This window comes from Mesorhizobium sp. M0292 (assembly GCF_040321695.1).
Lineage (GTDB): Bacteria > Pseudomonadota > Alphaproteobacteria > Rhizobiales > Rhizobiaceae > Mesorhizobium.
Genome location: NZ_JAMYSB010000045.1, coordinates 1 through 15,296, shown reverse-complemented (window position 1 = coordinate 15,296; position 15,296 = coordinate 1). Strand labels below are relative to the sequence as shown.

The following is a 15,296-nucleotide window of genomic DNA, read 5'->3' as shown; positions in this document are numbered from 1 at the left end:
TGGGGTGACGAGGCTGATCAAGCCTTCCAACAGTACCAGCCTGATCAATTACGGCGAGAGCTACCGGTCCGGAGATCGCATCAGCGCCTCTGTCGTCAAGAGAGCTGTTCTGCTTGACCCCAGCCATGGAGCTCAACGCCCCGCGTCGGAGCGCTCCCTGCTTCTGAAGGAAGCCATTAGGTCCGCTCGGGCTTGATCGGAGGCTTGGCTGATGGACGTCGTGGTTGCTTCGCTCAGTTGCCGCCCCATGGCGCGGCTTTGCGGATTATCAGTCCTCTGCCTCTTCGCCGGTCTCAACAGCGCTGTGTAATGTTCATTGTTTATGATGACGCCCCCGCTGTTCACGAGGTTGCTCCTGTCAAGTGTACTCGTCAGTCCGTCCTGGGCCTCACGCTTCTTGCCCAAGTGCCGTTCAAACGGCGCTGGCGCGACTTGTTGAGCTCGAGAGATGGGTCCCTGCTCTCCTGCGTGGCCATGAGCTTGTGCCGCGGTCTGCGCAGCGGCGTCCCCAATGGCACGAGCCTCCATGCCGACTGCGTCTTCCGGACGAGCAGCAAGGGCAATTTCGCGCCCGAGTGCGAACTTCCGGACATGAGTTAGTGCACTGATGTCAGCGGTTTTCATATAGCGCTTGGCATCTTCATCCAGCGACCGCTCGTGAAGCCGATCCGCAATCCCCGGCTTTTTGTTTTCAACCAGGCATTGACTGAAAGAGCAGACCCATAGACCTCAACGGTACGGGGTTTCGGCCCGGTCGGCGCTGCCTCGTACGCTTTGATGAGAGCCGCTGTGTACTCTCTGATGAGCACGGCGTCGGCAGGGTGGGGATTCAGGGCAGGGCGGCCCACCACTGGCGCTCCGCCCGCCCACGTCTTGAGACGACCCAGTGACCCAGCCACGGCCGAGGGGCCGCCACCCCAGATCTCGTACTCCTTGCGATCCCGATCCAGCGACGAATCGTGAAGCCGATCCGCAATCCCCGGCTTGTTATTTTCAACGAGCCAATGACCAAAGCCGAAAAGAATATCTACATGGCGCTTGACCGTGATCTCCCCGACCTTACCGGCATAGAGTGCTGACCTCAGCCCTTCGACAAGGGTCGCATCGTTGGAATAAAGAGGACCCTTGTCGGGACCGGAGACCACTTTTGGGCGATCTGGCTGCACCGCCGCCGGCACAGAACGAGCATGGTCACGCAACTCGGACGGTGCGGGGGGATTCAGATCAACCACTGACGAATCCGGCGCATGATGATGGCGCGCCGTTGAGTGACCCGGCTGCAGCACCGAGGCACCCAGCATCGACCCACTGCCTCCGGCGTACGGCGCCGCGGCGTGTTCTTGTCCGCTCCCTTGCATCATGGGCTGCGCCTCCCATGGCAATGCACCCACTTGATGGGTGGGGGCCTGCATCAGCACGCGAGCGCCTGAATTGCCGATCTCGCTCAGCTGCGGCTCAGTGGCAACGTCCTGCAGACGACTGTTCGGGGTCCTTTGCCTCTTCGCTGGTCTCAACTCCGCTGTATCATGCTCACGGTTGATGAGGACCTCCTCGCTTGGTAGCTGGTTGCTCCTGTCCTGTGCAGCGATCCGCTCGTCCGGCGCGCGCTGGTCGCCGTCGCGCCAGCTCAGGGGACGAAAGGACCCTGCGGGATCCGAGGCTTGGTGATGGGGCCCAGTTGGCACGAAAGACGATGCCAGAACAGCGTCGTCTTCATTAGCTTTCCCAGGGGGGAGATACTCTGGCCAACTGTATTCCTCCTGCGGCCCGCTGCGCTGCGCAGCGGCGTCCCCCTTGCTCTCAAGACTTTGAAATTTAAATGGGTCCCCGGGAGCAACGTCTGGCGCTGACTGGCCGAGCCGCTTGATCTGCTGGTGAAACGTCCCAACGGGGCTTTCCTTAACCGCGTCTCGGGCCTGTCGGTCCATGAGTTCAAAGTTCGTAAGATTATTTGCCGTTCCGAATGTATTGTCACCCCTGAGGCGGGTTTGTAGTGCCTGCCGATTGACGACGAGGTTGTTGAGGTTCAGGTTATCTGGCTGCGATTGCAATCGCCCAACCAGCGCCCGCGTGCCGTCCACCACGTAGACTCCGCAATCCACCACGTTGCTCTGCTGGGCGATGCGGGATACGCCCACGCGGGTCTCCAGGCTGGCGCCCAGATTTTCTGCGAGCTCTTTTGCAAGCGTGTCATTGCATCCGTTGTAGGAGTCATAATGATAGGCAACCGGCCGTTCCCGGTCGCTGCGATCAACGAACAGCAGCGACCAATGGGTGCCGCGCTCCGCAAGAGTCTTACCGCCATCGCTCACTGGCACGAACAGGAAGTCGGCTGTGTCGTTACCGTTCTGATGGACGATGCGCTGGAATGCGCTTAGCATGACGCTCTCGGAGCCCAAGCGCAGATGATAATTGGCTACGAGGGGATCCACGAACCGCGTCCGGGCGGCGAGATCTGGATTGTTCCCCTGCAACTCCTGCTCCAGGAGTTGGTAATCCCTCTGGATATGTTCGTCGCCTAGCCATTCCAATGCGCCGAGCACCCGCCCGTCTTTAGCTTTCCCAGGGGGCCTCTCTGGCCGACCCAATGCCTCCTGCGTCCCGCTGCGCTGCGCAGCGGCGTCCCCAATGGCACGAGCCTCCATGCCGACTGCGTCTTCCGGACGAGCAGCAAGGGCAATTTCGCGCCCGGGTGCGAACTTCCGGAGATGAGCTAGTGCACTGATCCTCCGGTTACCACCGGAGTTCACATAGCGCTTGGCATCTTCATCCAGCGACCCCTCGTGAAGCCGATCCGCAATCCCCGGCTTTTTGTTTTCATGCAGGTATTCACTGAAACGTATAAGAGTAGATCCATAGACCTGAATGGTACCGCGATTCGGCCCGGTCGCAGGCGCTTCTTTGTACTCTTTGATGAGAGCCGCTGTGTAATCTCTGATGAGCGCGGCGTCGGCAGGGTAGGGATTCCGGACAGGGCGGTCGACCACTGGCGCTCCGCCCGCCAACGTCTTGAGACGACCCAGTGCTCTAGCCACGATCGAGGGGCCACCCCTGCTCTCGTACTCCGAGGGGCCACCCCTGCTCTCGTACTCCTTGCGATCCTGATCCAGCGACGATTCGTCAAGCCGAGCAGCAAATCCCGGCCTGTTATTGTCAAAGAGCCAACGACCAAAGCCGAGAAGAGAATTTACATGGCGCTTGACCGTGCTCTCCTTGACCTTACCCGCGTAAGCTGACCTCAGCCCTTCGACAACGGTCGCATCGTTGGAATAGAGGGGACCCTTGTCGCGACCGGAGACCCCTATTGGAGGATCTGGCTGCACCGCCGCCGGCACAGAACGAGCATGGTCACGCAACTCGGACGGTGCGGGGGGATTCAGATCAACCACTGACGAATCCGGCGCATGATGATGGCGCGCCGTTGAGTGACCCGGCTGCAGCACCGAGGCACCCAGCATCGACCCACTGCCTCCGGCATACGGCGCCGCGGCGTGTTCTTGTCCGCTCCCTTGCATCATGGGCTGCGCTTCCCATGGCAATGCACCCACTTGATGGGTGGGGGCCTGCATCAGCACGCGAGCGCCTGAATTGCCGATCTCGCTCAGCTGCGGCTCAGTGGCAACGTCCTGCAGACGACTGTTCAGGGGCCTTTGCCTCTTCGCTGGTCTCAACTCCGCTGTATCATGCTCACGGTTGATGAGGACCTCCTCGCTTGATAGCTGGTTGCTCCTGTCCTGTGCAGCGATCCGCTCGTCCGGCGCGCGCTGGTCGCCGTCGCGCCAGATCAGGGGACGAAAGGACCCTGCGGGATCCGAGGCTTGGTGATGGGGCCCAGTTGGCACGAAAGACAATGGCAGAACAGCGTCGTCTTCATTAGCTTTCCCAGGGAGCTCGCGCCCGAGTTCGGACTTCCGGGGATGAGCTAGTGCACTGATCCCACCGGAGTTGTTATAGCGCTTGGCATCTTCATCCAGCGACCCCTCGTGAAGCCGAGCCGCAATCCCCGGCTTTTTGTTTTCAACCAGGTATTCACTGAAACGTCTAGGAGCAGATCCATAGGTCTGAATGGTAGCGGGATTCGGCCCGGTCGGCGCTGCCTTGTACTCTTTGATGGGAGCCGCTGTGTAATCTCTGATGAGCGCGGCGTCGGCAGGGTCGGGATTATTCAGGACAGCGGCGCGGTCCAGCACTGGCGCTCCGCCCGCCCACGTCTTGAGATGACCCACTGCTCTAGCCACGTCCGAGGAGCCACTCTTGCTCTCGTACTCCTTGAGATCCGGATCCAGCGACTCCTCGTGAAGCCGAGCAGCAAATCCCGGCCTGTTATTATCAAAGAGCCAACGACCAAAGCCGAGAAGAGAATTTACATGGCGCTTGACCGTGCTCTCCAATGCTGACCTCAGCCCTTCGACAACGGTCGCATCGTTGGAATAAAGAGGACGCTTGTCGGGACCGGAGACCCCTATTGGAGGATCTGGCTGCACCGCCGCCGGCACAGAACGAGCAGGGTCACGCAACTCGGACGGTGCGGGGGGATTCAGATCAACCACTGACGAATCCGGCGCATCATGATGGCGCGCCGTTGAGTGACCCGGCTGCAGCACCGAGGCACCCAGCATCGACCCACTGCCTCCGGCGTCGGGCGCCGCGGCGTGTTCTTGTCCGCTCCCTTGCATGAGTTGCGCCTCCCATGGCGATGGTAGAAGGTCCGCGTGCGGAATCGAGTCGAAATATCCCGACAAATCAGCGTCGACCATCTGCTTTTGCGACCGAGCCAGCGTTTCGGCCACCGCGGCCTCGCCAACCGCGGAGGGCGTCTCCTCAGCCCTGGCGAACGCTGGCCCGGCAGGCGCCGCCGGCACAGAACGAGCATGGTCACGCAACTCGAACGGTGCGGGGGGATTCAGATCAACCACTGACGAATCGCGCGCCGTTGAGTGACCAGGCTGCAGCACCGAGGCACCCAGCATCGACCCACTGCCTCCGGCGTAGGGCGCCGCGGCGTGTTCTTGTCCGCTCCCTTGCGTCATGAGTTGCGCCTCCCATGGCGATCGTAGAAGGTCCGCGTGCGGAATCGAGTCGAAATATCCCGACAAATCAGCGTCGACCTTCTGCTTTTGCAACCGAGCCCACCTTTCGGCCACCGCGGCCTCGCCAAGCGCGGAGGGCGTCTCCCCAGCCCTGGCGAACGCTGGCCCGGCAGGCGCCGCCGGCACAGAACGAGCAGAGTCACGCAACTCGGACGGTGAGGGGGGATTCAGATCAACCACTGACGAATCCGGCGCATGATGATGGCGCGCCGTTGAGTGATCCGGCTGCAGCACCGAGGCACCCAGCATCGACCCACTGCCTCCGGCGTAGGGCGCCGCGGCGTGTTCTTGTCCGCTCCCTTGCACCATGAGTTGCGCCTCCCATGGCGATGTATCCACTTGAGGGCCGGGATCATGCACTGGTTCGTCCATTTGCTTTTGCAACCGAGCCCACCTTTCGGCCACCGCGGCCTCGCCAACCGCGGAGGGCGTCTCCTCAGCCCTGGCGAACGCTGGCCCGGCAGGCGCCGCCGGCACAGAACGAGCATGGTCACGCAACTCGAACGGTGCGAGGGGATTCAGATCAACCACTGACGAATCCGGCGCATCATGATGGCGCGCCCTTGAGTGACCCGGCTGCAGCACCGAGGCACCCAGCATCGACCCACTGCCTCCGGTATGCGGTGCCAGGTGCTCGTCCCCCAGCATCATGGGCTGCGCCTCCCATGGCAATGCACCCACTTGATGGGTGGGGGCCTGCATCAGCACGCGAGCGCCTGAATTGCCGATCTCGCTCAGCTGCTTAGCTTTCCCAGGGAGCTTCTCTGGCCGACCCAATGCCTTCTGCGGCCCGCTGTGCTGCGCAGCGGCGTCCCCAATGGCACGAGCCTCCATGCCGACTGCGTCTTCCGGACGAGCAGCAAGGGCAATTTCGCGCCCGAGTGCGGCGTACGGCGGGAACTTCCGGAGATGAGCTAGTGCACTGATCCACCGGTTACCACTGGAGTCCAAATAACGCCTGGCATCTTCATCCAGCGACCCCTCGTAAAGCCGAGCCGCAATCCCCGGCCTGTTGTTTTCATGCAGGTATTGACTGAAACGTCTAAGAGTAGCCGCATAGTCCTGAGTGGTTTTGGGATTCGGCCCGGTCGCAGGCTCTGCCTCGTACTTTTTGATGAGAGCCGCTTTGTAATCTTTGATGAGCACGGCGTCGGCAGGGTCGGGATTCAGGGCAGCGCGGCCCACCATTGGCGCTCCGCCCGCCGACTCTTTGAGACGACCCAGTGCTCTAGCCACGTTCGAGGAGCCACTCTCGCGCTGGTACTCCTTGAGATCCTGATCCAGCAACGGATCGTCAAGCCGAGCAGCAAATCCCGGCTTGTTATTATCAAAGAGCCAACGACCAAAGCCGAGAAGAGAATTTACATGGTCCGTGACCGTGCGCTCCCCGACCTTACCGGCATAGAGTGCTGACCGCAGCCCTTCGACAACGGTCGCATCGTTGGAATAAAGAGGACGCTTGTCGCGACCGGAGACCACTACTGGAGGATCTGGCTGCACCGCCGCCGGCATAGAACGAGCATGGTCACGCAACTCGAACGGTGCGGGGGGATTCAGATCAACCACTGACGAATCCGGCGCATGATGATGGCGTGTTTCCCCGGGAACAACGTCCCGTACGAACACCGAGTCTGGGTTGCCTTGGTCCGGCGCGACTGGAGCCAGGGCTCTGTCGTGCAACGCTCGCGCTGACTGGCCGAGCCGCTTGATCCGCTGGTGAAACGTCCCAACGGGGCTTTCCTTAACCGCGTCTCGCGCCTGTCGGTCCATGAGTTCAAAGTTCGTGAGATAATTTGCCGTTCCAGATGTATCGTCACCCATGAGTCGGGTTTGTAGTGCCTGCCGATTGACGACGAGGTTGTTGAGGTTCAGGTCTGGCAGGTCTGGCAGGTCTGGCTGCCATCTTTGCAATCGCCCAACCAGCGCCCGCGTGCCGTCCACCACGTAGACTCCGCAATCCCACTCGTTGCTCTGCTGGGCGATGCGGGGTAAGTCCACGCGGGTCTCCAGGCTGGCGCCCAGCCTTTCTGCGAGGTGTTTTGCAAGCTTGTCATGCCATCCGCTGACGGAGTCATAATGATAGGCAACCGGCCGTTCCCGGTCGCTGCGATCAACGAACAGCAGCGACCAATGTTTGCCGCGCTCCGCAAGAGTCTTACCGCCATCGCTCACTGGCACGAACAGGAAGTCGGCTGTGTCGTTACCGTTCTGATTATGGACGATGCGCTGGAATGCGCTTAGCTTGTCGCTCTCGGAGCCCAAGCGCAGATGATAATTGGCTACGAGGGGATCCACGAACCGCGTCCGGGCGGCGAGTTCTGGATTGTTCCCCTGCAACTCCTGCTCCAGGAGCTGGTAATCCCTGTGGATATGTTCGTCGCCTAGCAATTGCAATGCGCCGAGCACCCGCCCGCTGGGGTCGCCGAAAACACCAAAAAACCCTTCGACCGCGGGGGACATCCCCTCAGGAAAGAGCTCTGGCGAGGCGGAATTCTCCGCCCGCAAGCTGGGCGGAGCGAATTCCGGTGGCCTCAGCGGCACCTCCTCGCTTGGTAGCAGGTTGCTCCTGTCCTGTGCAGCGATCCGCTCGTCCGGCGCGCGCTGGTCGCCGTCGCGCCAGATCAGGGGACGAAAGGACTCTGCGGGATCCGAGGCTTGGTGATGGTGCCCAGTTGGTACGAAAGACGATGGCAGAACAGCGGCGTCTTCATTAGCTTCCCCAGGGAGCTTCTCTGGCCGACCCAATGCCTTCTGCGGCCCGCGGTGCTGCGCAGCGGCGTCCCCAATGGCACGAGCCTCCATGCCGACTGCGTCTTCCGGACGAGCAGCAAGGGCAATTTCGCGCCCGAGTGCGGCGGACGGCAGGAACTTCCGGAGTTGAGCTAGTGCAATGATCCTCCGGTCACCACTGGAGTCCTTATAGCGCTTGGCATCTTCATCCAGCGACTCCTCGTGAAGCCGAGCCGCAATCCCCGGCTTGTTGTTTTCAACCAGGTATTCACTGAAACGTCTAAGAGTAGCTCCATAGTCGTGAATGGTTTGGCGATTCGGCCCGGTCGCAGGCGCTCCCTTGTACTCTTTGATGAGAGCCGCTTTGTACTCTTTGATGAGCACGGCGTCGGCAGGGTCGGGATTCAGGACAGCGCGGCCCACCATTGGCACTCCGCCCGCCGACTCTCTGAGACGACGCAGTGCCACAGCCACAGTCGAGGAGCCACCACTGCTCTCGTACTCCTTGAGATCTTCATCCAGCGACTCCTCGTGAAGCCGAGCAGCAAATCCCGGCTTGTTATTTTTAAAGAGCCAACGACCAAAGCCGTAAAGAGAATTTACATGGCGCTTGACCGTTTCCTCCTTGGCCTTACCCGCGTAGAGTGACCTCAGCCCTTCGACAACGGTCGCATCGTTGGAATAAAGAGGACGCTTGCAGCCGCGACCGTCGGAGACCACTACTGGAGGATCTGGCTGCACCGCCGCCGGCACGGGGGAACGAGCATGGTCACGCAACTCGAACGGTGCGGAAGGATTCAGATCACCCACTGACGAATCCGGCGCATGATGATGGCGCGCCGTTGAGTGACCCGGCTGCAGCACCGAGGCACCTAGCATCGACCCACTGCCTCCGGCGTACGGCGCCGCGGCGTGTTCTTGTCCGCTCCCTTGCATCATGGGCTGCGCTTCCCATGGGGCCGCGCCTTCGATGAGGCTCAGGTCTCCCTGAGACGGATGAGGATGGAACGGGTCTGGCAGAGCCGGAACGCCGGGGGCGGGAATTTGGGCAGCGGCTTGGCGCGCCTCGCCCGAGCGCTGCTCAAAGCCCTCTTGCCCGGCCTGTGCCGCTTGCTCTTGAGTTGCCGGGGGCTGCACCTGCCGCCAACCTGTTACATTGGATAGGTCAAATTTGTGCCGGTTCACGCTAGCCTCACGTCCACAGATCAGCTGAGCAACCTACTCGGGCATACTTACGAGAAGCTGACGAGGTCCGCGGTCCCGGAGCGGGTAGGCCTAATTTTCTGCGCGCCGATTGCGCTGGCGCGACGTAGCCCGGCCTTTTGCCAGCTCGGCAGCTACGGCTCGCAAAGAGCGTCGTAAGGCTTGCGGAGCCGCCCCTCAGCTCCCGTCAAGGAGCAATCCACAATTCACATATTTGGAGATGGCTCGCTGGTTTACCGGTCTGCGAGCCCCTGCAAGCCCATGCTTCAGATGCCGCCCGTGCAGAGGTATTTCATTTCGAGGTAGTCCTCGAGGCAATGGCGGGAACCCTGCGTCAGCGGGAGCGTCAGCTACATAGTCGATAACACGCGCTTTTTACCTCGGTCTCGGCTCGCAACGATGGATTGCTAACGGCGAACTCATGCTGGTCGGCAAGGCGATACTGGCTGGAGCATCAACTCGGCCGACGAGAGTGGCCACACCATCCTAGACAGGATCGGCCGATATGCCCGGCATCGCCGCTCTGCAAAAAGCACAGCGGGCATCCAGACGTTGCCGGGTTGACTATGGGTGTCCGAACCGCGAAAAGAGGCCGCTCTTTATGAGTGGCGTGCGCTGGCAGTCTAACCCCAAGCCCCCCGCCCGGGCTGCCGGCGCGCTTCTAGGAACATCGAGGTAGATGACGAGACTCCGAACTACATTTCCAAAGCTATCGGTGGATTCACATTTCAAGCCCAATCGATTTCCTACGGCCAGGCGCGAACGTTCGATTGGAACATTCAGAATTCACATCAAGGTGCACCGCTATTGCGTCCCGAACAGGTTCGGCTGCTCGATGACGACTACGAGATTGTTCTCATCAAAGGTCTGCCACCATTAAAATTGAGGAAGGTGCGATATTTTCGGATCGCATTCTGAAACGCATCTTTGAAAGCCAGACAGGCGCCCTCCCGGAGCCGGCGCCCTTGACGGGAGCAGAGGAGGCGCTCTCCGCAGAATCTCAACTCGATGACCCGCTGTGTGAATTGGCGCAGGACTTTGACGATACAGTTTGATGTGAGGCTAGTATGAACCCGCGAAATAGTAATCCATCCCGTGTAACAGCTTTGTCGCAGGTGCAGGACGCCGGCTTGGAAGACGGGCAAGCGGTCCAGGCCCGGCGAGTGGGCTTTGAGCAGCACGTGTCCGAGGCGCTCCGGCCGCTGTTCGATGGTCGAGCTGACGAGCCGCCTACCGGTCCAGATGAGCTTCTGCGACTGGAAAAGGGGTTTCGCGAGGTGCTTCAGCGAGGGCAGGATCATCAAGCCGCCTCGTCTTTTTTCAGCGATCCAAGGATGCCCGCCGGACGGGATGACCCCAAGGGAAGCGTGTCGGACGCTTTCGCAGCAGCCGGCTCTAGGCACGCCGGAGTTGAGGCCGCCGCCCCGCCAGTGTTAGCTGCCAGCCAACAGCAGATCCGGCCCTCGCCAGTTGCGTTTGACCGACCGGTATCATCCTCGGCTGCTGCAGGCGTGCGCTTGTATGCCCCTTCGATGATCTCTCGGAAGACCAGTTCCGAAAACTGCGATCAGTTGCCCGCCTTGTGCTGCCGCCTCGCCGTCGAGGTCGAAACGCCCGCGAATCAATGGAAGGTCAGCGGGCCATGGGGGCAGAGTGCAACGGCGTCTACACCGCCTATTTGAGGGGAGAGGTACACTTGGCTTTCCTGTTCCAGCAGCATCCGGCCGCACACCGACGCGATGGGGAGCTAGAATTCAAATCGGACCTTCGCAAGGCACGCACCGCGGATCAAACGCCGTTCGTTTGGGAAAAATGGCTCAGTTCCGACAAAGCTTCTGTAATGGCCCTAGTGGCCTCGGTCGCGCTCTTGGTCGCGATACAGTGGCAAGACCCCCAGATCAACGAGGCGGTCCTAAGCGAACTGCGGACGATTCAGATCAACTACGCATTGCTCCAGCGAGACGTCGCCCGCGCAGACATGGTATTGGACTTCCGTTCCGTTGCTTCTACCGGGCAAGCATTAAAAAGGAACCTTCAAAACTACCAACGCCTTGTTGAGATCTCGCCCAATGAGAGCTCCGGGGTGCACTCCAGGTTGGTTGCACAGCTCAAAAATTCCCTCGAAAACACAGAAGCTGCCATCTCGGCCTCGGCCGCGCAAAATGAGCTTCTGCAAAGCTCTCTGGTACGCTTTGCTCGCTCGGCTAATCGCCTTCGGGGGGGAGTGTCGAACAGGCCTGAATTTTCCAATCTGATCCTTCAATTTTCGGCCAGACCGGGATTCAGCCTCGCATTACAAATCGATCAGTCTCTCCGCCGACTTCCTCCTAGCCAGGACCAAGTCACGGAGGATGTTGCCCGCGAGGGCCGCGCTATCCTGTCCTCAATGTTGAGGTTGGACCGCGCTGTCAATCGGATCCCATCCTTCGACACGTTCGCCAAGGCTGCCGAATTGGAGCGAGAACATCTGAAAGCCTACAGCTTCGCCAGCGCGCAAGCGCAGCGTACACGACTTTTCTTTGGCTTGGTGTCCATATGCCTCTGCTTGTTTGCGACCATTCGAGCCTCCACGCTGCATGTGCGGACGAACCGGTTGGAAAGGCGGTTAGAGCTTGAAGCGGCGATGAGTGAGATCGAAGCTTGTTTCATCGACAGTCAAGCAACGAAGGCTTCGCGGCGCTTCTCCACCGAAGCAGCGCTTAGACTCATTCAATGCGTTTTCGATGCAGATCAATGCGCGCTTGCTCTGGTGGATCCGAGTATCAGCAGGAATACCGAGTACTTTGTCGCGAACAAGCGCATGCGCGTCTGGAACGCCACGCTAATCCATGAAGTCGTCTCACTTGTACACCCGGAACAGCCAGTGTTTCGCGTCGTTCCGGCGTCGGAAGTGGTTCGGACTGCCGTAGGCACTACCGGTGTTTGTCAAATTGTTGGTTGCAGGGCCTCCGATCAGCAGGCTGCGGTTTGTATCCTTGTTTTTGAAGGAGATCGCTCACCACCCTCCACAGACGACCTCCTGGTTCTGGCGAGCGCTACTGTGCGTTTAGGCAACCATCTTGAAATGCAACGTGTACACACGGAACGTAACCTTTTTGAGAGTCGATGGGAGCATGCGGAAAGGCTGACGGCGGTCGGCACAATCGCAAGCGGCGTTACACATGAATTCAATAATGTTCTAGGAGCAATAGTCGGCTACGCAGAGATGGCTAAAGGTCTTGTGCGCCGCCCCTCGAGAATTCGGGGCCACATCGGCCAAATTATCTTGGCCAGCAACCGAGCCAAGCTGATTATTGATCAAATTTTGTCACTAAGCCGAACTCGGAAGCGCGTGACGATGCCTTTCGACGTCTCGGAGAGTGTAATGGATCTCGCGCCATTGCTGCGGGTTACACTTCGTGCGGATGTTCAGTTGAACTTCAAGATCAACGAGTGGCAAACGGTGATCGAGGGCAGCCCGACCGAGATACAGCAAATCCTTATGAATCTATGCAAGAACGCGTCGGAGGCTCTCTTGAATGAGGGCCGTGTCGAGATTAGCGTTTCTCGCGCTCACGTCTGTCAAACGAAGCCCGTGGCTAAGGGCACCTTGAAACCGGGAGATTACGTTCTCCTCTCCATCAGCGACGATGGCCAAGGAATCGCAAGTTCGGTGCTTCCGCACATCTTTGAGCCCTTTTTTACCACGCGCTCTCGCGTCGGCGGGACCGGACTGGGTCTTGCTGCGGTGGACCGCCATGTGAGCGCGCTCGCAGGATGCCTTGACGTCACCTCGGCTGTTGGCCGAGGTACACGCTTCGATCTCTACTTACCGGCCTGCGCTGAGGAGCAGGTCAGAGCTGATAGCGCTTCCGGTCCATACGATGGATCACTTGGCAATGGAGAAATCATTGCAGTCGTGGAGTCCGATCCAGCAGCGTTGGAGATCTACAACGATAAGATCGCCGCGCTTGGTTATAAGCCTGTCGGCTTCGCGACCTTCGAAAGTCTTTGCGACTGGATCGAGAGCGGGAAGGCAGCCGACCTCCTAATTTTCGATCAAGCGACTTCCCTCGGGCCAGGACAGCCTGAAGCCGTACGTACCACCCTGATGACGGTGCCCATCATCGTCGTTGGTGGAAGCGACCCCATGCCGATCACATCTGGTAATCAGACCTTCGTCCTTTGGCTAGCCAAACCGGTCTCGTCCAGGACGATGGAGCATGCAATCCGTAGGATGATAATGGCATGATGCCGCCGACGCGCTCAGGCTACCGAGCTACCGAGGCAATCGGAGGCGGAGCCGGCTGGGATCCAGCAAATACAAGAGCGTCGGACGATCTCTGCGCACCCGGCTCATGGCGAGTTCCCCTCGAACACTGTCGTCGGCTTCCGCCCAAGGAAGGGCTCCCCGACCACAGCAAACCTGCCGCAGTGCTCGTGACCGTCAAGGACAAGTCGCCGCGCGATGGGGTCTGCGGGCCTCCATCCTTGACAAGTCACTGCGCGCTGGCGGCGACAGGCGACGGGTAATATAGGGTCTGGGCGAGGAGATGGTCGCCAATCGGTCATGCAAGATGGTTGACGAAAAGCAAAGCTTGACAATCATCGCCCCATTCACGCCAGACTCTCCTGTGCGCTCATCACTCGGCTACGGCTCCTCGCCTGCCCCGACAAGGCTATCGCCGCCCGGCCGGGCAAGCGATGTCCCAGGTTCCGACGTGTTCCATTCATGCTTGATGGACCTAGGCCCCGGCAGGGCGGGAGCATGAGGCTGGGTTCTCGGTCGCGGATCTGTGAGGCAAGCACGGGGTAAGCGAAGGCTCGACCCACCATTGGGGAGGCCGGCTTCGGCACGGAGGTGCGGCCTCGGCGTTGAGAGGCATCGGATCGGGTGTAGCAGGACTTTCGAACTAACTGCCGACAACACACTGGATAGGCTGTTCTCGTCGTTCGGTCCAGTTCACCAACGCCTGTGTCGACATTTTACGGCGCTTCACTACTCAGCGCCGCGCCCGTGAGCGCCAGCGAGTGGTCGTCGGCGGGCTCGATGGCGCTATCAGGTCGGGGACTCGACCTCTATGATCATCACCGACTTAATTCAAATTTGTCTGTATATATTGACGATTGCACCACCTTCACCTCGTAAACGGCAATGCGGGCGGATGGAGAGGGTTCTATGATATGACAAGCGATTTTTCCGCCGCCCGAGGGCATTTAGATCGAGCGTATGACTACCTTTGTGGGGATGACCCGATGAGTCAAAGGGGCCGAGAAGCCTTGGATCTGCTGATTGAGGCGGTTGCCGTCGAAGAGTTCAAGCAGCCACGCCAAAGCGCGGAGGTGCTGAGGTTTCCGATCGGGCGCCGCTGCTGAGGTAATCTCCACGGCCGCCATGTAGCCTCAGGTGGCAGGGACTCGCCGCCCCGTGAGGGCCGGGAACGAACGCATTGGCAAAAGGAAAGCCCACTTGCCAGACCCGCGCCCGGCCGGCGTGGTAAGAAGGCCGGCGGGTTCCCAAGCGGAGACATTGACGCCGGACTATGACGTTCTTTGCATCGGCAATGCAGCGCCGGCAACACCGCCGCCGGCGTAGGCAGCTTCGGCGGGCGCGCCGCTTCTTCGGCAGGTGTCGAACGACGCGCTCGGCGAGATCTACGCCCACGACATCCACGCCCAGGGCGTCGCCTTCGACACCGAACCGCTAGTGGGACAACCACCGACGGCATGCTCGATGATCTTCGTAACGCCCGATGGCGAGCGCTTATCTCGGCGCCTGCTTCGAACTCGGCCCGACGATGTCGAACCGGACAAGGCTTCGGGCACCAAGGTCACTTATTTCGAGGGCTATCTGGGGGACCCGCCGCGCGCCAAGCAAGCGATCCGGCAGACCGCGCGGCTGGCGCATGCCGCTGGGCGCGAAGTGTCGATGACGCTGTCGTATTCGTTTTGCGTCGACCCCTACCGCGACGAGTTCGTCGAGCTGATCCGCTCCGGCACGGCAGCAGCAGGTCGTCTGGATCGCCGGGACTATCCGGGTGAGTACGTCGGGGTAGTGTGCTGAGAGTTCTGCAAATTCGCTGAGAGGGGGCGGTCATGGCAGGCTGGTGATTGTTCACGTCACCGATTGCCGCGAAGGAACGCCACCATGACAAGACTGAAGTTAAGACCGCCAGCGCTGCCGTCAAAGCAAGGGCATCGGGTTGGTCGTGTCCGACGATCACGCCGGCCTGGTGGCAGCGATCGGCGAGGTGATCCCCGAAGCCGCCTGGCAACGCTGCTACGTGCACTTCC

General features: G+C 60.3%; 4 protein-coding genes and 3 pseudogenes. 6 read left to right on the top strand and 1 reads right to left on the bottom strand.

Going from position 1 to position 15,296, the window contains the following annotated elements; all coding sequences use genetic code 11:
- The coding region (locus tag NKI96_RS31965) for a hypothetical protein (protein ID WP_352807744.1) at nt 1–196 on the top strand (196 nt) is incomplete at its 5' end.
- Between the two features lie 424 nt (nt 197–620).
- Here the strand turns inward: NKI96_RS31965 and NKI96_RS31960 are convergent.
- On the bottom strand, nt 621–9,005 hold the full coding sequence (locus NKI96_RS31960; protein ID WP_352807742.1) for a Ulp1 family isopeptidase: 8,385 nt from the start codon (nt 9,003–9,005) through the stop codon (nt 621–623).
- Nucleotides 9,006–9,701: 696 nt separating this feature from the next.
- Between NKI96_RS31960 and NKI96_RS31955 the strand changes: the two are divergent.
- The 5 genes and pseudogenes from NKI96_RS31955 to NKI96_RS31935 form a co-directional block, all read left to right on the top strand.
- Nucleotides 9,702–10,078 (top strand): annotated as a pseudogene (locus NKI96_RS31955) (type IV secretory system conjugative DNA transfer family protein); the annotation flags it as partial.
- Between the two features lie 641 nt (nt 10,079–10,719).
- Nucleotides 10,720–13,254, top strand: coding sequence for a two-component system VirA-like sensor kinase (locus NKI96_RS31950; RefSeq protein WP_352807740.1), 2,535 nt, complete (start codon nt 10,720–10,722; stop codon nt 13,252–13,254).
- 932 nt (nt 13,255–14,186) lie between these two features.
- A complete protein-coding gene (locus tag NKI96_RS31945; RefSeq protein WP_023679698.1) occupies nt 14,187–14,378 on the top strand; it encodes a hypothetical protein in 192 nt (63 codons plus the stop codon).
- Between the two features lie 192 nt (nt 14,379–14,570).
- A pseudogene (locus tag NKI96_RS31940) lies at nt 14,571–15,003 on the top strand (carbohydrate kinase family protein); the annotation flags it as partial.
- Nucleotides 15,004–15,184: 181 nt separating this feature from the next.
- Nucleotides 15,185–15,296 (top strand): annotated as a pseudogene (locus NKI96_RS31935) (transposase); the annotation flags it as partial.